The 24,402-nt window shown below is 68.8% G+C and carries 30 protein-coding genes; 16 read left to right on the forward strand and 14 right to left on the reverse strand.

Annotated features, from left to right (window positions below; translation table 11 throughout):
* The 3 genes from ACGFH6_RS00005 to ACGFH6_RS00015 all read left to right on the forward strand — a co-directional run.
* Nucleotides 1–308 (forward strand): transposase (locus ACGFH6_RS00005; RefSeq protein WP_393378987.1); only part of this gene is annotated, 308 nt, incomplete at its 5' end.
* Between the two features lie 329 nt (nt 309–637).
* Nucleotides 638–865, forward strand: a complete 228-nt coding sequence (locus ACGFH6_RS00010; protein WP_131358936.1) for a DUF3107 domain-containing protein — start codon at nt 638–640, stop codon at nt 863–865.
* Nucleotides 866–1,010: 145 nt separating this feature from the next.
* The gene (locus tag ACGFH6_RS00015) at nt 1,011–1,289 is read left to right on the forward strand and encodes a GlsB/YeaQ/YmgE family stress response membrane protein (protein WP_393378989.1); all 279 of its coding nucleotides are present in this window, start codon (nt 1,011–1,013) and stop codon (nt 1,287–1,289) included.
* 224 nt (nt 1,290–1,513) lie between these two features.
* Here ACGFH6_RS00015 and ACGFH6_RS00020 read toward each other — a convergent pair whose 3' ends face one another.
* Nucleotides 1,514–2,194 (reverse strand): ferritin-like fold-containing protein, encoded by a 681-nt coding sequence (locus ACGFH6_RS00020; RefSeq protein WP_131358941.1) that lies wholly within the window; start codon nt 2,192–2,194, stop codon nt 1,514–1,516.
* Between the two features lie 319 nt (nt 2,195–2,513).
* Here ACGFH6_RS00020 and ACGFH6_RS00025 point away from each other — a divergent pair, with 319 nt between their 5' ends.
* Together ACGFH6_RS00025 and ACGFH6_RS00030 are read left to right on the forward strand one after the other, a co-directional pair.
* A complete protein-coding gene (locus tag ACGFH6_RS00025; protein ID WP_393378992.1) occupies nt 2,514–4,046 on the forward strand; it encodes a DEAD/DEAH box helicase in 1,533 nt (510 codons plus the stop codon).
* A 101-nt stretch (nt 4,047–4,147) separates the two neighbouring features.
* Nucleotides 4,148–5,077, forward strand: a complete 930-nt coding sequence (locus ACGFH6_RS00030; RefSeq protein WP_393378995.1) for a DUF4349 domain-containing protein — start codon at nt 4,148–4,150, stop codon at nt 5,075–5,077.
* A 1-nt stretch (nt 5,078) separates the two neighbouring features.
* On the opposite strand, the gene ACGFH6_RS00035 is transcribed toward ACGFH6_RS00030, so the two are convergent.
* Nucleotides 5,079–5,828 (reverse strand): ParA family protein, encoded by a 750-nt coding sequence (locus tag ACGFH6_RS00035; RefSeq protein ID WP_393378998.1) that lies wholly within the window; start codon nt 5,826–5,828, stop codon nt 5,079–5,081.
* A 39-nt stretch (nt 5,829–5,867) separates the two neighbouring features.
* Here ACGFH6_RS00035 and ACGFH6_RS00040 point away from each other — a divergent pair, with 39 nt between their 5' ends.
* The gene (locus ACGFH6_RS00040; RefSeq protein ID WP_393379001.1) at nt 5,868–6,737 is read left to right on the forward strand and encodes an alpha/beta fold hydrolase; all 870 of its coding nucleotides are present in this window, start codon (nt 5,868–5,870) and stop codon (nt 6,735–6,737) included.
* Nucleotides 6,738–6,761: 24 nt separating this feature from the next.
* On the opposite strand, the gene ACGFH6_RS00045 is transcribed toward ACGFH6_RS00040, so the two are convergent.
* Complete coding sequence (locus ACGFH6_RS00045; RefSeq protein ID WP_393379003.1) at nt 6,762–7,853, reverse strand: hypothetical protein; 1,092 nt, start codon at nt 7,851–7,853, stop codon at nt 6,762–6,764.
* The gene (locus ACGFH6_RS00050; RefSeq protein ID WP_393379005.1) at nt 7,850–8,356 is read right to left on the reverse strand and encodes an RNA polymerase sigma factor; all 507 of its coding nucleotides are present in this window, start codon (nt 8,354–8,356) and stop codon (nt 7,850–7,852) included. The genes ACGFH6_RS00045 and ACGFH6_RS00050 overlap by 4 nt, the downstream gene beginning before the upstream one ends.
* A 196-nt stretch (nt 8,357–8,552) precedes the next feature.
* Here ACGFH6_RS00050 and ACGFH6_RS00055 point away from each other — a divergent pair, with 196 nt between their 5' ends.
* On the forward strand, nt 8,553–9,350 hold the full coding sequence (locus tag ACGFH6_RS00055) for a hypothetical protein (protein ID WP_393379007.1): 798 nt from the start codon (nt 8,553–8,555) through the stop codon (nt 9,348–9,350).
* On the forward strand, nt 9,347–9,658 hold the full coding sequence (locus tag ACGFH6_RS00060; protein ID WP_393379009.1) for a hypothetical protein: 312 nt from the start codon (nt 9,347–9,349) through the stop codon (nt 9,656–9,658). Before ACGFH6_RS00055 ends, ACGFH6_RS00060 begins: the two co-directional genes overlap by 4 nt.
* Here the strand turns inward: ACGFH6_RS00060 and ACGFH6_RS00065 are convergent, their stop codons facing one another.
* The 7 genes from ACGFH6_RS00065 to ACGFH6_RS00095 form a co-directional block, all read right to left on the reverse strand.
* Entirely contained in the window at nt 9,659–10,612 is a 954-nt protein-coding gene (locus tag ACGFH6_RS00065) for an ATP-binding cassette domain-containing protein (protein WP_393379012.1), read from the reverse strand.
* Nucleotides 10,613–10,615: 3 nt separating this feature from the next.
* Nucleotides 10,616–11,431, reverse strand: coding sequence for an ABC transporter permease (locus ACGFH6_RS00070; protein WP_393379015.1), 816 nt, complete (start codon nt 11,429–11,431; stop codon nt 10,616–10,618).
* Nucleotides 11,424–12,221, reverse strand: a complete 798-nt coding sequence (locus ACGFH6_RS00075; protein ID WP_393379017.1) for an ABC transporter permease — start codon at nt 12,219–12,221, stop codon at nt 11,424–11,426. The genes ACGFH6_RS00070 and ACGFH6_RS00075 overlap by 8 nt, the downstream gene beginning before the upstream one ends.
* A 271-nt stretch (nt 12,222–12,492) precedes the next feature.
* Nucleotides 12,493–13,332 carry an alpha/beta fold hydrolase gene (locus ACGFH6_RS00080; protein WP_393379019.1) on the reverse strand — a complete coding sequence of 280 codons (840 nt, stop codon included), beginning with the start codon at nt 13,330–13,332 and terminating at the stop codon, nt 12,493–12,495.
* Nucleotides 13,333–13,439: 107 nt separating this feature from the next.
* Nucleotides 13,440–14,327, reverse strand: a complete 888-nt coding sequence (locus ACGFH6_RS00085) for a RecB family exonuclease (protein ID WP_393381134.1) — start codon at nt 14,325–14,327, stop codon at nt 13,440–13,442.
* A gap of 10 nt (nt 14,328–14,337) precedes the next feature.
* Nucleotides 14,338–14,955, reverse strand: coding sequence for a MarC family protein (locus ACGFH6_RS00090; RefSeq protein ID WP_393379021.1), 618 nt, complete (start codon nt 14,953–14,955; stop codon nt 14,338–14,340).
* The gene (locus tag ACGFH6_RS00095) at nt 14,952–15,833 is read right to left on the reverse strand and encodes a PHP domain-containing protein (RefSeq protein WP_393379024.1); all 882 of its coding nucleotides are present in this window, start codon (nt 15,831–15,833) and stop codon (nt 14,952–14,954) included. The genes ACGFH6_RS00090 and ACGFH6_RS00095 overlap by 4 nt, the downstream gene beginning before the upstream one ends.
* Nucleotides 15,834–15,960: 127 nt before the next feature.
* On the opposite strand from ACGFH6_RS00095, the gene ACGFH6_RS00100 reads away from it, so the two are divergent.
* Nucleotides 15,961–16,365: an NUDIX hydrolase gene (locus ACGFH6_RS00100; RefSeq protein ID WP_393379026.1), complete on the forward strand. Its 405-nt coding sequence runs from the start codon at nt 15,961–15,963 to the stop codon at nt 16,363–16,365.
* Here the strand turns inward: ACGFH6_RS00100 and ACGFH6_RS00105 are convergent, their stop codons facing one another.
* Nucleotides 16,366–16,524, reverse strand: a complete 159-nt coding sequence (locus ACGFH6_RS00105) for a hypothetical protein (protein ID WP_393379028.1) — start codon at nt 16,522–16,524, stop codon at nt 16,366–16,368. It lies immediately after the preceding gene.
* A 125-nt stretch (nt 16,525–16,649) separates the two neighbouring features.
* Here ACGFH6_RS00105 and ACGFH6_RS00110 point away from each other — a divergent pair, with 125 nt between their 5' ends.
* A complete protein-coding gene (locus tag ACGFH6_RS00110; RefSeq protein ID WP_393379031.1) occupies nt 16,650–17,414 on the forward strand; it encodes a GNAT family N-acetyltransferase in 765 nt (254 codons plus the stop codon).
* On the opposite strand, the gene ACGFH6_RS00115 is transcribed toward ACGFH6_RS00110, so the two are convergent.
* Nucleotides 17,390–17,803, reverse strand: coding sequence for a DUF4267 domain-containing protein (locus tag ACGFH6_RS00115; protein ID WP_393379033.1), 414 nt, complete (start codon nt 17,801–17,803; stop codon nt 17,390–17,392). The genes ACGFH6_RS00110 and ACGFH6_RS00115 overlap by 25 nt on opposite strands.
* 89 nt (nt 17,804–17,892) lie before the next feature.
* Here ACGFH6_RS00115 and ACGFH6_RS00120 point away from each other — a divergent pair, with 89 nt between their 5' ends.
* Together ACGFH6_RS00120 and ACGFH6_RS00125 are read left to right on the forward strand one after the other, a co-directional pair.
* Nucleotides 17,893–18,450, forward strand: a complete 558-nt coding sequence (locus ACGFH6_RS00120) for a TetR/AcrR family transcriptional regulator (protein ID WP_393379036.1) — start codon at nt 17,893–17,895, stop codon at nt 18,448–18,450.
* Nucleotides 18,451–18,564: 114 nt separating this feature from the next.
* Nucleotides 18,565–19,521, forward strand: a complete 957-nt coding sequence (locus ACGFH6_RS00125; protein WP_393379038.1) for a hypothetical protein — start codon at nt 18,565–18,567, stop codon at nt 19,519–19,521.
* 52 nt (nt 19,522–19,573) lie between these two features.
* On the opposite strand, the gene ACGFH6_RS00130 is transcribed toward ACGFH6_RS00125, so the two are convergent.
* On the reverse strand, nt 19,574–20,149 hold the full coding sequence (locus tag ACGFH6_RS00130; RefSeq protein WP_393379041.1) for a histidine phosphatase family protein: 576 nt from the start codon (nt 20,147–20,149) through the stop codon (nt 19,574–19,576).
* Between the two features lie 105 nt (nt 20,150–20,254).
* Here ACGFH6_RS00130 and ACGFH6_RS00135 point away from each other — a divergent pair, with 105 nt between their 5' ends.
* The 4 genes from ACGFH6_RS00135 to ACGFH6_RS00150 all read left to right on the forward strand — a co-directional run bounded on the left by ACGFH6_RS00135 (nt 20,255) and on the right by ACGFH6_RS00150 (nt 24,385).
* Nucleotides 20,255–21,289 carry a LacI family DNA-binding transcriptional regulator gene (locus ACGFH6_RS00135; RefSeq protein ID WP_393379043.1) on the forward strand — a complete coding sequence of 345 codons (1,035 nt, stop codon included), beginning with the start codon at nt 20,255–20,257 and terminating at the stop codon, nt 21,287–21,289.
* Nucleotides 21,290–21,300: 11 nt separating this feature from the next.
* On the forward strand, nt 21,301–22,593 hold the full coding sequence (locus tag ACGFH6_RS00140; RefSeq protein WP_393379045.1) for a sugar ABC transporter substrate-binding protein: 1,293 nt from the start codon (nt 21,301–21,303) through the stop codon (nt 22,591–22,593).
* A 137-nt stretch (nt 22,594–22,730) separates the two neighbouring features.
* On the forward strand, nt 22,731–23,573 hold the full coding sequence (locus ACGFH6_RS00145; protein ID WP_393379047.1) for a carbohydrate ABC transporter permease: 843 nt from the start codon (nt 22,731–22,733) through the stop codon (nt 23,571–23,573).
* Entirely contained in the window at nt 23,573–24,385 is an 813-nt protein-coding gene (locus ACGFH6_RS00150) for a carbohydrate ABC transporter permease (RefSeq protein ID WP_393379050.1), read from the forward strand. Before ACGFH6_RS00145 ends, ACGFH6_RS00150 begins: the two co-directional genes overlap by 1 nt.
* The last annotated feature ends 17 nt before the right edge of the window (nt 24,386–24,402 follow it).

The raw sequence follows: 24,402 nt of genomic DNA on the forward strand, positions 1-24,402 counted from the left end.
AAGGCCTACGCCACGTCTTCAAGCTCGGCGGCGACGCCGGCAAACACGCCCTGAAAGCATGGCTGGCCTGGGCCGGCCGGAGCCGCATCGGCGTCTTCGTCCAGCTCGGCCGCAGAATCCGCCGGCACCTGCCCGCCATCCACGCCAGCCTCGACCACGGCCTGTCCAACGCCCGGATCGAGGCGGTCAACACCAAGATCCGCCTCATCACCCGCATCGCCTTCGGCTTCAAAGACCCCCACGCCCTCATCGCCCTGGCCATGCTCACCCTCGGCGGCTACCGACCACCCCTCCCCGGCCGAACCTGACCCACACATCAGACAGGAGACCCGGATATCCCCTCGTGTTGTGCCTTCTCCGTTCGTATACGAGGGGAGAACCCACAACACCAAGGGATATCCGATCCTCCGCACGGCGGAGTGGGCTGGGCGCGGAGCGGGCTGGGCGCGGGGCAGGCTGGGCGCGGGGCGGGAGGTGGGGCGGGCAAGGTGTGGGCAGCGCCAGAGGGCGGGGGGTGGGGTGGGGTAGGTACGGGGGTTCTGCTCTGGGCGGACGGGTGAGAGCTGGGGGGCGGTAGCGGATAGGCTCGAACCGTCACCGGCGAGAGCCGCCGGTCGGAACGTGCCCGGAGGGTTTCGTGGAGGTCAAGATCGGCGTACAGCACGCCAATCGTGAGTTGGTGCTCGAGAGCGAGCAGAGCCCGGACGAGGTCCAGGAGGCGGTCGCGGCGGCGCTCAGCGGCAAGTCCAACCTGCTGCAGCTCACCGACGACAAGGGCCGCCGGGTGATCATTCCGGCCGACCGGCTGGCGTACGTCGAGATCGGCGAGGTGTCGATTCGCAAGGTCGGGTTCGGCGCGATCTGATCGCGGTCCGGACACAGTCGCGCGTGTCCCGGTTGCGGACTGCCACCCAGGGGGCACGATGGCGGTAAGACCTGCGTTGCAGTGGTCTGGTAGCACGGGGCGCCAGGCCGGGGTGCGGGTCAGCCATCCCTCATAAGGAGGAACCGTGTACTGGGTCTGGATGCTCATCGTCAGTCTCATCGCGGGCATCATCTTCGGGCCGCTGGCCCGGCTGGTGCTCCCCGGCAAGCAGAACATCAGCCTCGGCTGGACCATCCTGGGAGGCGGCATCGGCGCCTTCATCGGCGGTCTGATCGCGAAAGCCTTCGGAGTCAAGGACACCCCCGGCCTGGACTGGACGCAGTACCTGATCCAGATCATCTGCGCCGTGATCGTCGTCGGCGTCATCGCCGGCTACCAGAGCAGATCGAAAACCGCAGCCTGACCACCTCACCTCAGCGGCCGCCACTCCGATCCGGGGCAGGCGGCCGCTCTGCGTTCCCCCCGCCCACCCTCCCGCGCATTTGAACGGATAACCCCTGGCCTTGCCGGTTCTCCCCCCTTGATATGGGTGGAGAAGGGGCAACTCGCGTGGTTATCCGTTCAAATGCGCAGCGGTCAGAGGGTGGTCGGGTCGGGTCGGGTCGGGTCGGGTCGGGTCGGGTCGGGTCAGGCCTGGAGGCCGAGTGCGGTCATCCGGGCGGTGTGCGCCTCGGTAAGTCGGGTGAACATCCGGCCGATCGCGGCCAGGTCCAGTCCGGGCCGGTCGACGCTGCCGGCCAGCAGGGCGGCCAGCGAGTCCCGGTCGGCGGCGATCCGCTGCGCCTGGCTGAGGGCCTCACCGACGAGCCGGCGGCCCCACAGCGCGAGCCGGCCACCCAGCTTCGGGTCCTCCTCGATCGCGGCCCGGACCCGGTCCACGACGAACTCGGCCTGCCCGGAGTCGGCGAACACCTCGAGCACCAGGGCCCGCGTCTCCGCATCCACGAACGACGCGATCTCGCGGTAGAAGTCGTTGGCCAGACCGTCCCCGACGTACGCCTTGACCAGGCCCTCCAGCCAGTCCGACGGCGCGGTGTGGTCGTGGAACGCGTCCAGCGGCGTCACGAACGGCCGCATCGCTTCCATCGGGTCCACGCCGAGCGCGACCAGCCGGTCCCGCAACTGCCGGAAGTGCCCGAACTCGGTCGTCGCCAGCGCCGCCAGCTCGGCCTTGTCGTTCAGGGTCGGTGCCAGTTTGGCGTCCTCGGCGATCCGCTCGAACGCGGTCAGCTCGCCGTACGCGAGAACTCCCAGCAGATCCACCGCCGCGGCCCGGTAGGCGGGATCATCAAAGGCCGTCTGCTCCATGCCCGGCACCCTATCTGTCCACCGGCGGGAGTGGCGCAAACCACACGAAGCGGCGTTGACAGCTCATGCGGTTACACTGGTGGGCGATTCGCCGGTGACGCGCCCAGATGGGCAAGCTGGTGCGAGGTGCTTGCACAGTGTCCCCGCGCCTCACAGACGAGGCTGACAAGCCTCTGGCGCCCGGCCACAGAGCACCTGTCCGTATCAAGCATGTTGAGAGGCGATCAGCCTGACCACCTTCCGAGAGCTCGGGGTCTTACCCGAGATCTGTGACGCGCTCGATCGCGTCAACATCGTCGAGCCGTTTCCGATCCAGGAAATGACGCTCCCGGTAGCCCTGATGGGCACTGACCTGATCGGTCAGGCCCGGACCGGCACCGGCAAGACGCTTGGCTTCGGCATTCCGTTGCTGCAGCGCACCATCTCCCCCGGCGAGGCCGACTACGAGGAACTGGCCGCCCCCGGCAAGCCTCAGGCGCTGGTCGTCACCCCCACCCGTGAGCTGACCATCCAGGTCGCCAAGGACCTCACGACCGCGTCGACCGTGCGTACGGTGCGGGTCCTGACCATCTACGGCGGCGTCGCGTACGAGCCGCAGCTGGACGCACTGAAGAAGGGCGTCGACGTCGTCGTCGGTACGCCGGGACGCCTGCTGGACCTGGCGAACCGCGGCGTGCTCGACCTCGGCCACATCAAGGTCCTGGTCCTCGACGAGGCCGACGAGATGCTCGACCTCGGCTTCCTGCCCGATGTGGAACGCATTCTGCGCAAGACCCCCGAGCTGCGGCAGACGATGTTGTTCTCGGCAACGATGCCGTCGGCCGTGATCGCGCTGGCCCGCACCCACATGCGGCACCCGCTGAACATCCGCGCCGAGTCGCACGAGGACACCGAGATGGTGCCGACGACCGCGCAGTTCGTCTACCGGGCGCACGACCTGGACAAGCCCGAGGTGGTGGCGCGGATCCTGCAGGCCGAGGACCGCGGCCGGGTGATGATCTTCTGCCGGACCAAGCGGGAGGCGTCCCGCCTCACCGACGACCTGCAGGACCGCGGGTTCAAGGCCGCCGCGATCCACGGCGACCTGAACCAGCAGGCCCGCGAGCGGGCGCTGACCCGGTTCCGCGGCGACAAGATCGACGTACTGATCTGCACCGACGTCGCGGCCCGCGGCATCGATGTCGAGGGCGTCACGCACGTCATCAACAACACCTGCCCCGAGGACGAGAAGGCCTACATCCACCGGATCGGCCGGACCGGCCGGGCAGGTGCGAGCGGCATCGCGGTGACGTTCGTCGACTGGCCGGACGTGACCCGCTGGAAGACCATCAACAAGGCGCTCGACCTGCCGTACGACGAGCCGCAGGAGATCTACTCGACGTCGCCGGAGCTGTACCACGACCTGGGCATCCCGACCGACGCGAAGGGCCGGATCAAGCCGGCCCGGGAGCAGCGCGAGGACAAGCCGGCCCGGGAGCCGCGCCGCAGCGAGGACCGCGCCGAGGACGGCGAGCGTCCGGCGGCCCGGAAGCGGAACCGGACCCGCAAGCGCACGCGCTCGGGGCAGCCGCTCGAGGAGAACGCCGACGTCACCACCAAGACCGAGGTACCGCCCTCCACGGAATCCGCGACGGAGGCCGCCGAGGCTCCGGCCGAGCGGAAGCCGCGCAAGCGGGCCCGCACTCGCAAGACCGCGCAGAAGCCTGTCGAGAAGGCCGTTGAGACGGCTGCTGCCGAGCCTGCCGCCACCGAACCTGCCGCCACCGAACCTGCCTCGGCCGAGCCTGCCGAGAAGGCTGCGCCGGAGCCGGGCACGAGCCCGACCGTCCCGCTGTTCTCCGCTCCGGAGTGACCTGCCCGTCGCCCGACCGTGGCTGAACAGTGACCTCAGCCTGCAACACCTAGCCTCTCGTGGACCGTCCTAGGACGGAAACCACAGAGAGGGGCTGGGTGATGAGGCGGATCAGGGGTGCCGTGGTCGCAATGGCGGCGCTGGGGGTCGTGTTGCTGGCGGGTTGCGGGGGCAACAGCAACGAAAGCAGCGCCGAGGGGATGTCCGCTCCCGCGCAGCGGCAGGACGGCGGAAGCGGCGCCTCCGCGGGCGACAGCGGCAAAGTCGCGGAGGGCGAGTCCAGCAACGGCGCACCGAAGGCGCCAGGGCAGCCGCAGGCTGAGCCGAGCGTGACCCGGGCGATCATCAAGACGGGCTCGCTCACGGTCGAGGCCGACGACGTGAACGGTCAACGGCAGAAGGCGATCACCGTGGTCACCGCACTGCGTGGCCAGGTCGCGTCCGAGGACACCGGCAGCAATGCCGACGGCAAGATCACCCAGGCGAACCTGGTGCTCAAGGTCCCGACCGCGTCGTACGAGACCGCGATCCAGCGCCTGTCCGACCTGGGCAAGCGGGTGCAGATCCACCAGGAGTCCGCCGACGTCACGGAGCAGGTCGTCGACGTGGAGAGCCGGATCAGCTCCCAGCGCGCGAGCCTGGAGCGGATGCGAACCCTGCTCGCGAAGGCGAACACGATCGGCGAGATCGTCTCGGTCGAGACCGAACTGACCCGGCGTGAGGCCGACCTGGAGTCCATGCTGGCCAAGCAGAAGAACCTCTCCCTCCAGACCGAGCTCGCCACGCTCACGCTGACCCTGACCGAGAAGGGCAAGCCTCCCGTCACGGAGGACCCGGATCGCGGTTTCCTGGCCGGGCTCAAGGGCGGCTGGCACGCGTTCGTCGCGACCTTCTCCGCACTGGCGACCGCACTCGGCGCGGTTCTCCCGTTCCTGGTGCTGCTCGCGCTGATCGGCGTACCGCTGTGGCGGAACCGGCACCGCCTGCGCCGTCAGCCTGCCCTTCCGCAGACTCCGGACGGCGGGCAGTAGGTCACAGCAGCGCGCCGGCCAGAGCCCGGTAGGCCTTCGCACCGGGCGAGGCCGGCGCGGTGCTGAGTATGGTCTCCCCGATCGCCGGCGCCTCCGCGAACCGGATCGACTTCGGGATCGACGGCTGCAGCACATCCAGCGAGTACGTGTCCGCGATCGTCTCCAGCACCGCCCGGGCGTGCGTCGTGCGGCCGTCGTACAGCGTCGGCAGTACGCCGAGCACGTGCAAGCCCGGGTTGGTCAGCCGCTGTACGTCGTGAATCGTGTCAAGTAGTTGCCCTACGCCACGATGCGCCAGAGTCTCGCACTGCAAGGGAATCAGGACCTCGGACGCCGCCGACAATCCGTTCACGGTCAGCAGCCCGAGGGTCGGCGGACAGTCGACGATGATCCAGTCGTACGACGCCCGCAGCGGGCGCAGGGCGGTCCGCAGCATCTGCTCCGGGCTGGCCTCCTGCGCGATCCGCACCTCCGCGGTGGCCAGCTCGATCGTGGCCGGCAGCAGGTCGGATCCGTCCTCGAGCTTGACCAGCACGTCCCGCGGCCTCACGCCGCCGAGCAGCACCTGGTAGATCGACGCGTCCAGGTCCTCGGGGTCGATACCGACCGAGAACGTCAGGCACGCCTGCGGGTCCAGATCCACGAGCAGCACCCGTTGGCCCAGCTCCGTCAGGGCAGCGCCGAGCGTCGCGACGGTGGTCGTCTTGGCCACCCCGCCTTTCTGGTTGGCAACTGCCATGGTGCGAGGCACCCGGCCATTGTGCCGTACCGGCGACTACTCTCTTGACTTGTGAGTACGCCGCGCACGTTGACGCTGCCCGACGGGGTCCACCCCGCGACCCTCGACACCGACCGGGGTTCGTTCGCCACGCTCATGGCGGTGCCGAAGTACGGCACGCCGCTCGGCACTGTACTGCTCGTGCCAGGGTGGACCGGCAGCAAGGAGGACTTCACTCCGCTGGTCGACCACCTGTGCCGGTACGGATGGCGCACGGTGGCTGTCGACCAGCGTGGTCAGTACGAGACCCCCGGGCCGGCCGAGCGGTCGGCGTACACGCTGGAGGAGTTCGGCGCCGATGTGGTGGCGATGAGCAAGGCGCTCGGCGGGTACAGCCAGTTGGTCGGGCATTCGTTCGGTGGACTGGTCGCGCGGGAGGCCGTGCTGACCGATCCGTCGGTGTTCTCGACCATCACGCTGCTGTGTTCGGGTCCGGCGGCGTTCACGGACGAGTCGAAGGTGCAGGGCCTGCAGATGCTCGCGTTCGGGCTGGACAACTTGCCGATCGAGCAGGTGTACGACCTGAAGCTGGAGCACGACAGCAAGGTGCCTGGGTACGTGACGCCGCCGGATGAGATCGCGGCGTTCCTCCGCAAGCGGTTCACCAGCAACAACCCGGCCGGCCTCGCCGAGATCACCCGCCGCCTGATGGACGCCGACGACAAGACCGACCGGCTGGCCAAGTCCGGCGTCCGCACGCAGGTGGCGTACGGCGCCTCCGACGACGGCTGGCCGATCACGGTCCAGGCCGACGTGGCGGAGCGGCTCGGCATTCAGGCCCAGATCATCCCCGACGCCGGCCACTCCCCGGCCATCGAGCAGCCCGCCGCGACGGCCCGGCTCCTGGTCGACTTCTTCCACGACCAGACGTTCATCGACTGACGGCGGTCGTCTCTGGCCGCGCGGTCACGCGACTGGTTGCACCGCCGGCTTGACTGTCAGCAGGTTGAGGCCGACCGGCGTGAGCGCGGTCTTCACTGCCTCGGTGTAGACCAGGACCTCGACCTCGGCGCGGCCACCGCCCGGGGACGATGCGGACGTGGTCTGGATACCGAGCTCCTGCCTTGCCGTGAGGTTGGTCAGGTTCTGGTAGATGCGGTTGACGTCGCCGCGGCTGAGCAGGGCCCGGGACACGCAGAGGTTGCCGTCGAACACCTTGTCCAGGGAGGTCCGGAACGCGGCCAGATCCCCGTGCGCGACGCCGACCTGCACAACGACCGGCTTGCTCCGGCCATGGCCTGCCGGGTACTGGATGAGCGGCTCGGAGATCTGGGAGCTGTGCGCGTCGAGGAAGGCCAGGACCGCGGGCGCGTTGAGGTTGTTCGGCTTCGACACCCAGCCGCCCTGCGGCGCCTTGCACGGCAGCGGCGGGATCTGCGGTGCGGGCGGTACGACAAACGCCTTCTGCTCCTGGACGTCGATGGATCGGTCGCCCCAGGTCCCGATCAGGGTCGCGGTCCCCTGGCGTACGTTCTTGATCGTCCGCACGTCGCCGAGCCGGGCGAGATCGACGCCCTTGAGCTTGACGGCGATGGTGGCCGGGCAGCTGGGAGCGGGCTCCTGACCGGGCGGATAACCCACCAGGTCCGTCGGGTGCGACGGGCAGAACACAGGCTCCTGACCTGGTACGGCGATCACCTCGCCGCTGGCCTGGACCTTGTCACCGGCGCGGACCAGCAGCTTGTCGTTCACCGGATCCGGTTGGGTGGCACCGGGCATCGGCGTGGCCGCCTGGTTGCCTTGGGCAATGGCTTGCTGGGTGTCACCGGTCGCGGGCGGGACGGCGGCCGAGTCCTGGCCGCCGTCCGGGAGGACGGTGAGCGCGGCGGCGGCGATCGCCGCGACGCTCGCGGCGGCCAGCGCCGGCACCCAGCGACGGGGACGGCGGCGGCCGCCGAGAAGATGGTCCAGGTCTGGTTCGGGGGCCGACGGCTGGTCCGCGCGCCACCGCGCACCGGCCCGCGTCAACAGGTCGTCGACCTCGTCGGTCGGGTTCATTCGCTGACCTCCAGCAGGGTGCGCAGGCGGGACCGCGCATCGGACAGGGTGGACTTGACGGTGCCTTCGGAGCAGCCCATCACCGCGGCCGTGTCGGCGATCGACAGGTCGGCGAAGTAGTAGCAGTCCACTGCGAGGCGCTGTCTGGCCGACAACGAGGTGAGCGCGTGGTCCACGTCCATCCGGGCATCCAGGTCCGGCCGCGACACCGGTCGATCGTGATCGTCGAACTCACCGGCCGGCCGCAACCGCCGTGCCGCCTTACGCGCCTGATCCGCGGTGATCGCGAGCAGCCACGCCGACGGCGTACCCCGGCTCGCGTCGTACTGACTCCGCTTCGACCACGCCCGCGCCAGGGCGTCCTGCACGATGTCGTCCCGGTCGGCCCCGACCGCGAGCCGCCCCGCCAGTCGGGCCATCGCGGGCAGATGGGGGCGCACCCACTCGACGAACCCAGCCCCGTCCGCCGGCGGACCCACCACCACAGCAGGCTCATCCGTCATCGTCGGCATACCCTGTCTACCCCCGAATCCCACTTCCGGTTGGGTCCCTACCCGCAGTTCAACGACCCCACCACCCCCCAAGTCACACCCCACCCCACTTCGTAACCTCCCCGAGTTATCCACAATCCGCGAAAATCGCCCCACAGCCGGTCCCCCCGGTCACTACGGTCGAAGAACCACGACCTGGGGAGATCAGATGTCATCCGAGCCGTCCGAGTTGCACCGAGCCTTCGCTGCGCATGGCGAGCTCGATTGGGGACCGAGCCTGGCGTCAGTGGCCGCCATGGCCAGGATGCACGGCCGGCCCGCCGTGGAGAAGAGCATGCGGCTGCTCGCCGAGGTGACAGCGATCGAGCCTCGGGTGACCGCGGACTTCCTGGACTCGCTGCCCGCGTCGGCAGCGCCGTACCAACTGAGTCGGCGCATCAAGTCGCCGGAGTCCCTCGCCCGCAAGATCCAGCTCTGGGAGGAGCTCGACCGCCGCTTCCCGATCGACGACGTGCTGCGATACACCGCGCTGACTCGGACATCCGAGGAGCTGGTCCGGGCAGCTCGACAGACAGTCGACGAGCTCAACCGTCGCGGTTGGCAGGTCACCTACGCGATGCACTCGTACACCGAAGGCTCCCGGTACAAGGGCATCCACGCCTACCTCGCACCACCGCGCGGTCCGCGTGTCGAGGTGCAGTTCCATTCGACCGCGTCGGTGAAGGTCAAGGAGGCAACGACGCGCTGGTACGAGATCGATCGCAGCGACACGGCCACGCTCGTCGAGCGGACCGCCGCGCGGCAGCAGTGCGTCGATCTGTCAGCCACACTTCAGCCTCCGACCGGGATCGACGGGCTGACACGGCTCGGCGGACGAAAGGTCGCAGTCAATAACTACAGTGACTCCCGGCAACCTCCGCGGTATCAGGCGGGTCCGGTGCCGGACCATGAGCTACCTGTGGCGCAATCCAGGACACTAGACAGGAACGACGGGATCACGCGATGAAGCTCTATCTGGTGAAGGAAGAGGGGCGGCAGGTGTGGGTCGCCGCGTTGGCGCACGAGATCATGTATTCGTACGTCGCCAATACCGGCAAGTTCCATGCGAACAATGCCCTGCGCAACGACTTCTACGCGGAGCGGTGGTTCACCTACGAGGACATCGGTCCGGCTGAGGCTCGCCGTCTGATCCAGGACGGCGTCGGCACCCTCGACGAGACGGACCATGCCACTGCCCTGCAGAAGTGGCGCTCCGATCCGGACCCCCAGGACCCTTCAGACGTCCTCTCGATGGCCGCCGGTCACAACCCCTGATCAGTGGTGGGTGGGGGTGTAGAGCTGGGTTATGACGGATTCGATGGTGGGTTCGGCTACGGAGAGGTCTACGAGGGGGTAGTTGGCGGCTATTTGGGAGAGGAGGGGGGCGGCGCTCGTGGTGGTGGGGAAGGTGAGGTGCTGGCGGGGGCCGTCGACCTTGACAACGGTGGCGCCTCGGATCTCGATGGGTGGGAGGGAGGTGGCCAGGTCGACGACCAGGGTGCGAGGGGCCGACTGGCTGGCGCGGAGGCCGGTGAGGGTGCCGTCGTAGATCTGGTGGCCGTGGTCGATGACCATCACCCGGCTGCACAGGGCTTCGATGTCGTCGAGGTCGTGGGTGGTGAGGATGACGGTGGTACGGCGTTCCGCGTTGACCTGGGCAAGGAACTCGCGCAGCCGGGCCTTGCTGATCACGTCCAGCCCGATCGTCGGCTCGTCGAGGTAGACGATCTCCGGGTCGTGCAGCAACGCGGCCGCGATGTCGCCGCGCATCCGTTGCCCCAGCGACAGTTGACGAACGGGTACGTCGAGCAGTTCGCCGAGGTCGAGCAGTTCGACGAACGTCGCCAGGTTCTCCCGGTGCTTCGCGATCGGAACGTCGTACATCTTCTGCAGTACGGCGAACGAGTCCTTCAGCGGCAGGTCCCACCACAGCGTGGTGCGCTGCCCGAAGACGACGCCGATCCGCTTGGCCAGCTTGAGCCGGTGGCGGGACGGGTCCACCCCGGCGACGCGGATCGTGCCGCTGCTCGGGACCAGGATGCCGGTCAGCATCTTGATCGTTGTGGACTTCCCGGCGCCGTTCGGCCCGATGTAGCCCATCACCTCGCCTGGTTCGACGGTGAACGACATGCCGTCCACGGCGCGCACTTCCCGGCGGGTACGGCGGAATCCGTTCCGCGACGTGACGGTGAAGGTGCGGGACACGTCCGACAACTCGATGACTGCCACTGCTCAGCTCCCTGTACTGCGGTAACGACGGAGACCGCCCCGCCACGCCAGTGACGCCAGCGCGACCATCGCGACGGCGACCAGCGGAGACAGCAGACCGATCCAGGACGGCAGGCCCAGCGGGGCCGGCTTCCCCAGCACGAACAGCACCGGGTAGTAGTTGACGAAGGCCAGCGGTACGACGAACGTGACGGCCCGGACGATCTCCTTGCCGAAGACCGACAACGGGTACTGCGTCAGCGTCTGACCGCCGTACGTGAACGAGTTGGCCAGCTCGGCGGAGTCGATCGCGAGGAACTGGAACGCGGCGCCGAGCACGAAGATCGCCGCGAAGATGATCGAGCCCGTGATCACGGACAGCACCAGCATGACGATCCTGGCCGCCGTCCAATCGACGTGAACGTTGCCGAGGGCAAATGCCAGGACGAGGCCGGCCTGCAGCGGCCGGCCGATCCGGCGCAGCGCGAACCCGTCCGCGGCGGTCTGCAGGAACGCCGGCACGGGCCGGATCAGGTAGACGTCGAGCGAGCCCGTCCGGATCCGCTCACCGACGCGCTCGATCGATCCGGTGAACAAGTCGGCGATCCCGAGCGTCATCGAGGCCGTTGCGTAGAGCAACGCCATCTCCCCGATGGTGAACCCGCCGAACGTGTCGATGTGGCTGAACATCAGCACGATCGCGACGAAGTCGGTCACGGTGAGCAGCATCGAACTGAACAGCATCAGCACGAACGACGCCGGATAGGCCAGCGACGACCGGATCCACATCAGGACGAGCATCCAGTACTGAGCGGGTGCCCGGCGGAGTCGCTCAACCACCGTGGATCACCACCTTCCGGGTCGCCACCGACGTGGTGAGCTGCCCGGCCAGCAGCAGCACCAGGAGCCAGCCGAGCTGGAACATCAGCGCCGAGGCGATCCCGTTGGGGTTGCGGCCGAGCCAGGTGTCGATCGGCACCTGCAGCGTCGCGGCCCACGGCGTCGCCCGCGCGAACTCGCCGAGCCAGCCGGGGAACACGACCAGCGGCAGGATCGTCCCGGAGAAGAAGCACGACAACAACAGCGCGAGCTGTTCCATGCCCCGCGTATCGGTGATCCAGAACCCGGACAACGCGACCAGGTAGCGGATGGTGAAGCTCACCAGGATCCCCAGCACCAGCCCGACCGCGACGGCGAGCCACGTGATCGGGTCGCTCGGGAACGTCAGGTCGAACACCAGCGCACCGACCAGCAGCGGCGCACCGCCGCGGACCAGCAGCTGGAACATCGCGCGCCCGAGGTCGACGGACAGCCACCACAGCAACAGATGCGTCGGCCGGTACAGGTCGACGGCGATCTCACCGCTGCGGACACGCTCGCCGAGCTCGACCGTGGTGGTGGCACCGAAGATCCCGATCGGCATCAGCAGCCCCTGCTGCAACCACACGAACGTCAGCGCATCGGAGACGTCGTACCCGCCGAGCCCCGGCCGCTCGTGCCACAAGGTCAGGTAGATACCGCACAGGATGAACCCGAACACGGTATTGGTGAACGCGCCGGACGCGGTCGCGATCCGGTACGTCGAGAAGCGCCGGAACGACCGTACGCCGATCGCCCAGTAGACGCCCACGGCAGCCTCCTCTCCAGACTTCGAGGTGGTGTCCGGATCCAGCGGCACGCAGAACTACCCCGAATCCGACAGGACCGGGGGGGTTCGGACACCACTGTGACAGGCATGGCTGAACCACACCGTTTTCAAGGCAAGGATCGGACAGTACGCCGCACTCCGGGCAGTCGTCAACCGGATTCTTCGGTGGTGCTCCCACGACTGGTGCCCTGCGCAGGACTACCGGTCCGGGCGGGGACCCCTCAGACCTCGCCCGGACCGGGACTGGGAGGGATCAGCTGATCTCGGCTTCGAGGACGCGGTTCAGGAGGGAGGCGAACGGGGCCGGGTGGCTCGAGTAGCCGGCGTGGCCGCCGGGGAAGGTCACGACGGGCCAGCCGAGGCGTTCCGCGATCAGCTGGATCGGGCGCCCGGGGAGGAGTTCGATCGACTGTCGGCCGGCGGCCGGGACGATGCGGTCGGCGACCGTCTTCAGCGCGTCCAGGTCCGGCTGGTAGCGGGTGAACGGCAGCAGTTTGTGCTGGTAGAAGTTGCCCGCGTTGGCCTGTATCCGCTCGGCCAGCTCGCGGTACTCCGGCAGCAGGTCCTCCAGCGGCGGCATCGCGTCGTCGTCCATCCCGGTGCCCATCAGGAACAGCACGTCGGCCGCCGCGACCCCGTCGGTCTTGTGGGTGTCGTGCACGTCCTCGAAGAACGCGCGCGCGTCCTCGACGTCCGGCAGCACCTCGACGCACGGCGGTTCGTGCGCGACCAGCATCCGCACCCGGTCCGGGTGGCGGGTGATCAGCTCGAGTCCGGTGATCGCGCCGGAGCTGCTGCCGAAGACGAACGCCGGTTCGTCGCCGGCGACCGCGTCGATCAACGCCAGCGCGTCCTCGGCCGACTGGTCGACGCACTCGTCGGCCGGCTGACCGTCGTACGGGCTGCGCGAGTTGCCGCGCGGGTCGTACGCCACCACGGTGTAGTCGGCCGCGAGCTGCCCGGCCATCCCGTCGAACACCCCCGCATCCGTCCCGCACCCGGCGATCAGCAGCAGCACCGGTCCGGCCCCCGTCACCTCGTAGTGCAGCGTCGCCCCCGGTACCGCCAGCTTGTTCACAGTCTTCGCACCCATCAGGCACCCCTCTCTCGTGCCTCCACCCTCGCCTCCCCCGCTGGCACCCCACGCACACGCCGCTGGTACGGCGCCCCTCAACCGACCTCAGCCAGCGTCAGGCACGATCAGCTAGCGGACTCGTCCGTGGACGGGATCGGAGACGTGTCGTCGAGGCCGGCCCAGGAGTCGCGGGGTGGGGCGGTGCGGCGGCCTTGCGGGCAGATGCGGGCGAAGTCGCACCAGCCGCACAGCGGTGACGGCTCAGGTGGGAACGCCTCGTCGGCTTCGGCGGGGGTCAGCCCTTCGCGCCAGCGGACCTCGGCGGCCGCCGCATCGTCCGCGATCGACTCCGCCCGGCGCTGGTGGCGGGCGAGAGAGGCGTCGTCATGGTCGGCCGCCGCCACCGTGTTCGTCGGCAGGTGGTGGAGCTCGACCCGCGTGCACGGCTTGTGCAGGACCTGTCGCGCGCCCAGCACATACAGCGCCATCGCCAACGACGACCGCGCGTCCACCGGTGTCAGCGGTCGCCGGCCGGTCTTGTAGTCGACGATCGCCAGCTCGGTCCCACCGCTGCCGTCCCGCGCCGGGCGCTCGTCGATCCGGTCGACGCGCCCGCGCAGCGACGCCCGCTCGGTGGTGAAGGCGACGGTGCGCTCCACTCCGCGCGGCTCGTAGTACGGATCCGAGTCGCGCAGGTACCCGAGCACCATCTCGGTCGACCGCTCGCGCCAGTCCAGCGACTGCTGGTCGTCCCGGAAGCCCTCGCTCCGCCAGCTCGACCGCATCTTCGCGACCACCTCGTCCGGCGTACGGCGGGCGGCCGGCCAGCGACCGAAGAAGTCGGCGAGCACCTCGTGCACGATGGCCCCGACCGTGTTGTGCGCCCACGGCGGCCCCTTCGGCGGCCGCGGCGTCTCCAGGTACGTGTACCGGTACTTCCGCTTGCAGTCCGCGAACGTGAGCAGCTTGGTCGGCGTCGCGACGAACAGCCGTGTCGGCATCCCGGGCAGCATGTCGCTCACGTCAGCCCGCCTTGATGAAGTCGGTGACGGCATCGGCCACCAACTGTACGGCGATCGCACTCAGGAGCAGGCCGGCGATCCGGGTGACGAGGAGTACGCCGTTCTCCCCCAGCAACCGCATGATGATCCCGGAGAACCGCAGCGTCAGCCACATCACCACGTGGATCAGGATGATGCCGACCGATATCGCCATCACGTCCGGGAGTGCGCCGTTCGCCCGCTGCACGAACACCATGGTCGCGACGATCGCACCCGGCCCGGCCAGCAACGGCGTACCCAGCGGGACGAAGGCGATGTTGACGTTCTTGGTCTGGACCGGGTCCTCGGCGGTGTCGGTCAGCAATTGCAGCGCGATCAGCAGAAGCAGCAGACCGCCCGCGCACTGCAGCGCGGGCAGGGTGATGCCGAGGTGGTGCAGGATCTGCTGCCCGAAGGCCGCGAACACCACGATCACACCGAAGGCGACCAGCACCGCCTGCCAGGCGGCCTTCTTCCGGACCGCGCGAGACTGGCCCGCGGTCAGCGAGATGAACACCGGCACGGTGCCGGGCGGGTCCATGATCACGAACAGCGTGACCACGACCTCGCTCAACAGCCCGAGGTTGATGACACTGTTCACGGCAGGTAGGCCTCGGGGACCTGGGCGTCGGTGGCGGCGGCATTGGCCTTGGCGACCTCGAGCAGCCGCTCGAACTGCTCGGGCTCGGTCGAGTTCACCCCCAGCTCATGGTCGATCTTGCCCGCGCCGTGGTGGTCGCTGGAGCCGGTGGCGATGATGCCGAGCTCGTCGGCGATCCGGTGCAGCGTGGCCCGGGATTCGGCCGAGTGGTCCTGGTGGTCGACCTCGATCCCGGCCAGGCCGTGGTCCGCGACGAGCGCGGCGATGGTGTCCTGGGTCATGACCTTGTAGCTGGACCGGCCCCACGGGTGCGCGATCACCGGTACGCCGCCGGCCGCGCGGACCAGGTCGATCGCGCGACCGGGCTCGATCGCGTAGTGCGAGACGTGGCCGGCCCGGCCGTCGGCGAGGTACCGGTCGAACGCCTCACCCCGGTTCGCGACCGTGCCATTGGCGACCAGTGCGTCGGCCACGTGCGGCCGCCCGACGGACGGCGTACCGGTGGCCTGGGCCAGCACCTCGTCGACGGTCAGTGACACGCCGATGCTGTTGAGCCGGGCCACGATCGACGGGATCCGGTCGGTGCGGCCGTCACGGACGATCCGCAGCTCCTCGGCGAGCTCGGGCTGCGACGGGTCGAGAAGGTAGCCGAGCAGGTGGACGCTGATGCCGCGAAGCTTGCAGGAGATCTCGATCCCCGGCACGAACCCGATCTCCAGCTCCTCCGCGGCCCGGCGGCCGTCGGTCCACCCGTCGGCGGTGTCGTGATCGGTGAGCGCGATCACATCGAGGCCGGCCTGCTGCGCGTGCGCGATCAGGACGTCCACCGGATCGGTGCCGTCCGAGCGGTTCGAATGGGTGTGCAGATCGATGCGCACGAGCGGTGAGGATCCCTTCGGTGTCCGTGACCATGCCCTGATCAGGACATCTGTCACCGCAGATGCTAGCCGCGTTCACTCGCCGGACCTGTCAGTTGTCCCCAGGCGAGCACTATCCTGCCGTCGCATGGATGCCGAGCGGGTCGACTGTGTGGGTGCTCTCGTGTACGACGAGCAGCGCCGGCTGCTCGTGGTACGCCGGGCCAACGAGCCCGGCCGCGGGCTCTGGTCCATCCCCGGCGGGCGAGTCGAGCCCGGCGAGGACGATCCGGCGGCGGTGGCGCGCGAGGTCGCCGAGGAAACCGGCCTGACCGTGCAGGTCGGGGCCATGGTCGGCGAGGTCGAACGCGACGGCCCGAGGGGCCGGCTCTACGTGATCCGCGACTACGCAGCGACCGCGGTGGGCGGCACGCTCACTCCCGGTGACGACGCGACCGACGCGAAGTTCGTCACCCGTACCGAGTTCCTCGCCCTGCCGACCACGACCCTGCTCGTTTCCACGTTGGAACAGTGGAACGCCCTGCCCGGCTGATCAGCAGTCGGTGACCGGGACCCGGCCGGTGGCGAACGCCGCCGGCGTGACCCGCATCAGCGCGCGGAAATCGGCGATCAGGTGCGACTGATCGGCGTACCCCGCCCCCGCCGCCGCGGTCGACCAGGAGCACCGGTCCTGGCTGATCAGGCCGCGCACCCGGGCGATCCGGGCGAAATGCTGACCGCTGATGTCGAGCGGGTGCTCGGGTGTCCGGCCGGCACCTTCCGCGGTTGGGTGGAAAGCAATCGCGCTGCGTTCGGGTGATCGGCAGACTGTCGCCCATGGAGAACGTGGTGCGGGCGATCGAGGAGAACGCGGCCGAACTGCTGATGGCGATGGGGGCCGCCGGAGGTGGTGTGCAGCGCGACGACGCCGGAGGACGGTGGACGATCGGGGGGTCGCCGATCGACTACCACAACGCGGTGGTTGGGGGGACCAGCGAGCAGGTGATCGCGGAATCCCTTGCTGAGTTGAGGAATCACGGCGTACCGGGGACCTGGCATGTCGGGCCGTCGATGCGGTTGGACGGTCTGGCCGAGCGGCTGGTCGCGAGCGGGTTCGCGTTCGGCGGGAGTGAGCCCGGGATGGCGGTGCGGCTGGACGAGTTGCGTACGCCGGCCGTCGTACCAGGGCTGGAGATCACGCGCGTATGGGACGACGAGGAGCTCGCGACGTGGGAGGCGACGCTCGGGCGTGGATTCGGGGAGGGTGTGAAGGAGGCTCGGTGGGTCGCCGAGGTCTACCGGAAGCTCGGGTACGGGGATCCCTGGCGTCACTACCTCGGACGGCTCGACGGTGAGCCGGTCGCGACGACCACGATCTTCCTCGGCGCCGGCGTCGCCGGGGTGTACTTCGTGATGACGGTCCCCGAGGCGCGACGGCGCGGGATCGGCTCGGCGATCACGTACGCCGCCCTCCGCGAGGCCGCCGGCGTTGCGGAGTACGGCGTACTGGGATCGTCGCCGGCCGGGCGGTCTGTGTACGCCGGGCTCGGGTTCCGCGAGTACTGCACCATCGACCTCTACGAGTGGACGCCAACCGACTGAGCGGCCGCGACAGCCGAGCGTTCGCGGAGCAGCAGCCAGGCGTCGACGACGACCACCACTGCGGTCAGGCCGTGGACGCCGAGCGCGGTGGCGACCGAGCCGCCGTGGGTGAGTACGACGATCATGTCCGTGACCGGGATGAGTGTGGCGAGCGCCATCACGATGCCGGTGGCACGGCGCTGGCCGAGGGCGAACAGGACCAGGATGTTCAGGCCGAGGACAGTGTCGCGGATCCCCTTCACGGCGAAGTAACCGGCCGCGGTGCCGGTCGGCCAGGGATCGATGCCGAAACCAGCGGCGGCCCCGTGCCCGTCGAACAGGAACCGCAGGCCGAACGAGATCGGGAACAGGCCGAGCAGGATGGTGAGCACGGTGACGAAACGACGCATGACTGACTCCTTGATCTAGCAGCGCTAACTTCCCTAGCGACGCTAACACTGCCGTTGCTAGATTGTCTAGCAATGCTAAGATCCGGTCTATGCCGAGTCAGACACGCAGGGAACGGGCGCGGGAGGAGCGGCGGGAGCTGATCGTCCGGACCGCCCGGGAACTCGCCGAGGCCGAAGGGTGGGAGGCCGTCACCACCCGCCGCCTGGCCGAGGCCGTCGACTACAGCCAGCCCGTCCTCTACGGCCACTTCAAGAACATGGACGCCATCTCCACCGCGGTGGCCCTCGAAGGCTTCGAAGAACTGGCCGCCGGACTTCGCGCGGGCCGGGAACGCGACGGCCTCCGCGGACTGGCCGAGGCCTACCTGCGGTACGCCGGGGAGCATCCGGCCGTCTACGACGCGATGTTCGTACGGCGCACGGACCTGGTGTTCGGCGACGCCGGCACCCCCGCGATCCTGCGAACGACGTTCGGCGAGATCCTGGCCGTCGTCACCCCCTTCGCACCCGACGACCCCGAAACCCTGACCGAGGTCTTCTGGAGCTCCCTGCACGGTCTGGCCACCCTCGCCAACGGATCCCGCCTCCGCCCCACCCACCACCAGCAACGCCTCGACCACCTGCTCGCGCTCATCAGCCACAGCTGAACCTCGGAAACTAATCGCCACCCAGCGGCGACTTCTTTCCGGACAGCGACTGTACGAGGCGGTTGTCCACAGCCGCCTCGGCGAGCGGCGGCGAAATCAGTCACGCTTGAGCGGATGGACTGGTGGTGGCGGCGACGGCTCGCCGACGAGGGCATCGATGCGCTGATCCATGACCAGAATCGGATCGTGTCGCGCGTCCAGCTGTCCGCCGCGGGCTGGTCCAAGGCGCGGATCCGGCAGCCGTTGCGGGCTCGGCGCTGGCAAACCGTTCACCCAGGCGTGTACGCCACCCACACGGGCCCCATCGGGTACGACGAGCAGTTGCTGGCGGCCCTGCTCTACTCCGGACCCGAAGCGTCTTGGAGCCATCACACCGCGGCGGAGCAACTCGGCCTGATCACCCCGGACAGCAACCGCCCGGTGCATGTGACGATCCCGGAACACCGCCGGGTCAGGCGGCAGCCGAATCTCGTCGTACATCGCGACCAGCACTGGGCAGCTCGCCTCGCGGCCGTCGTACCGCCTCGACGGACTCCGGCGCACGCCGTCCTCGACATCGTGGGCATCACACGATCGCTTGACCGGGCGGCTGCGGTGATCGCCGAGGCCTGCCAGAGCGGCCGAGTCGCTCCCGCGGAGATCATGAGGGCACTGGCCGTCCGTCCGCGGTTGCGGCATCGCCGGTCGCTAGGACCGATCATCGAGGATGTCGCTACCGGGTCGCATTCTCTGCTCGAGCTGCGCTATCTGCGCGACGTCGAACGCCGGCACGCGTTGCCGGCCGGGCAGCGGCAACGCGCGGTGGACCGCGAGTTCACCGACGTGTTCTATCCCGGGTTCGAGCTCGTGGTCGAGCTCGACGGGCGCCTCCACCTCGTCCCGCGGCAGCGGTGGCGTGACCTCGACCGGGACAACCGTGCCACGCTGCGGACCGAGTCGACGCTGCGTTACGGCTGGTTCGACGTCACCGTCCGGCCGTGTCAGGCCGCCGTACAGGTGCTGCAGGTACTGCGTCGGCGAGCGCCGGCCCTGGCGGCGAAGCGGTGCGGGCCTTCCTGCCCGGTCCGCTGACGATCTTCGGAAACAAGGAGTCTCTCACCGGCGACTTGTTTCCGAAGAGCGGCTAGTTGTTCCAGTGGTGGACTGCTGGGGAGCCACGTTCCCAGCCCAGGACTGAGATGGTGGCGGTGTTGAGGACGAAGTGGCGGCCTGCGGTGACGTCGAGTTCGAGCCAGCGGGCGGTGAGGGCGCGCAGGGCGTGGGAGTGGCCGAAGACGAGGACGTCGCCGTCGACGGCGGCGATGCGCGCATTGACGCGATCCAGGCGGGCCGCCACCTGGGCCGGGGTTTCGCCGTTGGGTACGGGATCGTCCCAGACCGTCCAGCCGGGCACGGTCTCGCGGATCTGCGCGGTGGTGATGCCTTCGTAGTCCCCGTAGTCCCACTCGACCAGGTCGTCGTCGACCTCGGCGGCCGGGTAGCCGGCCAACTCCGCCGTACGCCGGGCCCGTTGCCGCGGTGAGGTGAGGACCAGGTCGAAGTTCTCGGCCGCCAGGCGTTGCTTCAGCGACGCCGCGACCTGCTCGCCGTCCGCGGTCAGCGGAAGGTCGGTGACGGACGTGTGCCGGCCGGACCGGCTCCACTCGGTCTCGCCGTGCCGGACCAGGAAGAGCTGGTCGGTTCGTTCCGGTGTGGTCACGCTTTCATCGTCGCAGATCCGCGCCGAGGTCTTGACCGATGCACCTGGAGCAGGGCAGGGTCTGAAACTGTAAGCGCTTCCACTCCGACCCTCAGGAGCGAGCACGTGGCATCCGGAACCAGCGGGAGGCCGGCGACGATCTACGACGTCGCGGCCCGCGCGAAGCTGTCGATCGCGACGGTTTCGCGCGTCCTGCAAGGGACCGGACCGGTGTCAGAGAAGGCGCGGGCCCGGGTCGACCAGGCGGCGCAGGAGCTCAACTACGTACCGCTGCGCGCCGCCCGAAGCCTGGCGGTACAACGGCATGAGGCGCATGGGCTCGTACTGCCCGACCTGGCCGGCCCGTTCTACGGCGACCTGCTGATGGGGTACGAACGCTGGGCCGGCGAGCACGGCCAGAGCGTGGTGATCACGGTGACCCACGGCCACCCCGATCCCCGCCGCAGCGCCCGCGACCTGGCCGGCCGGGTCGACGGGATAGTTGTCCACGGCAACGCTCTGGATCTGCCGACGATCCAGGACCTACGCAAGACCGGCGCCCCACTGGTGCTGGTCGCCCATCCCCCGATGACCGGCTGCGACTCCGTCCGCAGCGAGAGCGCGGCCAGCGCCGAGCAGCTGACGAACCGCTTGCTCGATCACGGGCACACGAAACTGTTGTTCGTCGGCGATCCGGCCAGTTCGTACGACGTCTCCGAGCGGTACGCCGGGTTCGCCCGGGCCCACGCCCGTCGCGGGCTGAAGCCGCCGGAGCCCGAGCGCGTCCCGCTCACCGAGGAAGCGGGCGCCGAGGTCGGCAAGAGGGTGCTTCGGGCAACGAACCCGCCGGACGGACTGGTCTGCGCGAACGACGAGCTCGCGCTGGCGGCGATGAACAGCCTGAGTGCGCAGGGGATCGGCGTACCGGACGAGATCGTGGTGACCGGGTGGGACGACGTGATGGCGGCGCGGTACGTGTCGCCGGGGCTCACGACGGTGCGGCAGCCGATGATCGAGCTCGGCCGGCTCGCGGCGCAACGACTGCACGAACGCGTGACCGGGGAACGGACCCGGGCGCGGAACGACGTACTGGCGACGCAACTCGTGCTACGGGACAGCTGTGGCACGGCGCAACCGGGGGATGCAGCAGGAACCGAGTGAGGAGACAACACATGTTCACCCACAGCATCCGCCGCCGATTGGTGATCGGCAGCGCTGCGCTCACCGCCACAGCTCTCGCCCTCGCGGGATGTGGCCGGTCCGAGGACACCCCGAGCGGGGGTTCACAGGCGACGACGACGGTCAGCGAAGGACCCGCCACCGGCAATCTGACCGTGTGGGCGATGGGGACCGAGGGCGAGAACCTGCCCAAGCTGATGCAGCAGTTCCAGCAGGCGAACCCGGGCGTGAAGGTGACCGTCACGCCGATCCCGTGGGACGCCGCACACAGCAAGTTCACCACCGCGATCACCGCGCAGTCGCTGCCGGACGCCGCGATGGTCGGCACCACCTGGATGGGCGAGTTCGCCGACCTCGGCGCGCTCGACCCGACCCCGCAGGGCTTCGACAGCAACGGCTTCTACCCCGGCGCGCTGGACACCACCAAGGTGGGCGACACCCAGTACGGCGTTCCGTGGTACGTCGAGACGCGGTTGGTCTACTACCGCAAGGACCTGGCCGCGAAGGCCGGGATCACCACGCCGCCGACCGACTGGGACGGCCTGAAGGCGATGGCCAAGGCGATGAAGGAGAAGGCCGGCGCGAAGTACGGGATCAACCTGCAGCCGGGCGGTACCGGCTCCTGGCAGACCGTGATGCCGTTCGCCTGGTCCGCCGGCGCGAACCTCACCACGGACGACCAGAAGGAGTTCACCTTCGACACCCCGGAGATGCAGGAGGGGCTGAAGTACTACCAGAGCTTCTTCACCGAGAAGCTGGCCGGGACCGACCTGCCGCCGAACCAGACCGAGGCGCAGTTCGTCAACGGCCAGGTGCCGATGTTCATCTCCGGTCCGTGGATGGCCGGGTCGGTGGCCAAGCTCGGCGGCGACGCGATCAAGCCGAACATCGGGGTGTTCGAGATCCCGAAGAACAAGACCTCGACGTCGTTCGTGGGTGGGTCCAACTTCGTCGTGTTCAAGACGTCGAAGAACAAGGACAGCGCGTGGAAGCTGGTCAAGTTCCTGTCCGATGCGAAGACGCAGGCGGCGTGGTTCAAGATGTCGTCCGACCTGCCGGCGGTGAAGAGCGCGTGGCAGGACCCGAGCATCGCCTCCGACCCGCTGCTGCCGGTGTTCGGCAAGCAGTTGGAGAGCGCGAAGGCGCCGCCCGCGATCGTGAACTGGGAGCAGGTCGCGAACGCGTTCGACACCGAGATCGAGAAGATGGCGAAGTCGGGCCAGTCCCCCGCCGACACCGCCAAAGCCACCCAGACCAAGGCATCGTCGATCGGCACCGGTAGCTGATCGCGATGGTTCATGACACAGCTCCCGACGAGGCGCTGCGGACCTCGTCGGGAGGACCGCCATCGGGTGCAGGAGCGAGCACGGTACGTTCGCGTCCCCGCACCAGGCGGCTGGATCGGCAGACCGTTGCGGCGTGGGTGCTCGTCCTTCCGTTCGTGCTGCTGTTCCTCGCGTTCACGGCCGGGCCGGTGCTGGGGTCGCTGGGGATGAGCTTCACCGACATGCGGCAGCGGGATCTGCGGACGCCGTTCGCGGTGAACGGGGTCGGGTTCGACAACTACGTGAAGGCGCTGTCGGACGAGACCTTCCGCAAGGCCGCGTTCAACACGGCGTACTTCGTGATCCTCGGCGTACCGCTGACGCTGGTCGTCGCACTGGCGGCCGCGGTGCTGCTGGACCGTGGTGTGAAGCGGTTCCAGAGCCTGTTCAAGGTCGGCTACTACCTGCCGGTGGTCACGTCGATCGTCGCGATCGCGGTGATCTGGCGGTTCGTGCTGGCGCCCGACTCCGGCCTGCTGAACACCGTGCTCGGCTGGTTCGGCATCGACGGGCCGAACTGGCTGGCGTCGAAGACGTTGGCGATGCCGTCGCTGATCGCGATGGCCGTCTGGCGCAACTTCGGCTCCGCGATGATCATCTTCCTGGCCGGGCTGCAGGGCATCCCGCAGACCGTCGAGGAGGCCGGTCAGATCGACGGTGCGAGCTCGTGGCAACGATTCCGCTACCTGATCCTGCCGTTGCTGCGTCCGACCGTGCTGTTCACCAGCGTGACCACCGGCATCGGCTACCTGCAGTTCTTCGAGGAGCCGCTGGTGATGACCCAGGGCGGTCCGCTGAACAGCACGCTGTCGGTGTCGATGTACACCTACCAGCAGTTCGGGTTCGGCAACTACGGCCTGGCCACGTCGATGGCCTACATCCTGTTCGTCGTCATCGCGGTGGTCACGTTCATCCAGTTCCGGCTGCTGAGGGAGAAGTGATGCGCCGTACCTGGTGGATCTACCTGATCGGGGTGCTCGGCCTGGTGGCCGTCGCGGCGCCATTCCTGTGGATGGTGCTCGGCAGCTTCAAGACGCAGGGCGAACTGCTCCGCGTCCCGCCGACCTGGTGGCCGGACAACCCGACCACAGGGAACTACGGCGACCTGTTCAGCAAGGCGAACTTCCCGCGCTACTTCCTCAACTCGACCCTGGTCGCGCTGGTCGTGACGGCCGGGAACCTGACGTTCTGCTCGATGATCGGCTACGCGCTGGCCAAGCTGCGGTTCAAGGGCCGCGACGCGCTGTTCGTGCTGGTGCTGGCCACGCTGATGATCCCCGGCATGGTCACGTTCGTGCCGCTGTTCGTGCTCGTCACCAACGCCGGGCTGGCGAACAGCTACCCCGGCCTGATCCTGCCGTTCCTGGTGTCGCCGTTCGGTGTCTTCCTGATGCGGCAGTTCTTCTCCGGACTGCCGGACGATCTGATGGACGCCGGCCGGGTGGACGGCACCAGTGAACTGGGCATCTTCGGCCGGATCATGCTGCCGTTGACGCGACCGGCCCTGGCCACGCTCGGCATCCTGACCTTCCTCGGTTCCTGGAACAACTTCCTCTGGCCGCTGGTGATCGCCCAGACCGAGGACAAGTACACCCTTCCCGTCGCCCTGGCGCTGTACTCGACCGGCCAGAACGCGCAGAACTACGGCCTGCTGATGGCCGGCGCGGTCGTGGTCGTCCTGCCGGTGCTGGTGATGTTCCTCGCCTTCCAACGGCATGTGACCAAGGGCATTGCGATCACTGGACTCAAATAGACCCCCTGGAGACTTGG

The sequence above is a fragment of the Kribbella sp. NPDC049227 genome, from assembly GCF_043197265.1.
Classification (GTDB): Bacteria; Actinomycetota; Actinomycetes; order Propionibacteriales; family Kribbellaceae; genus Kribbella.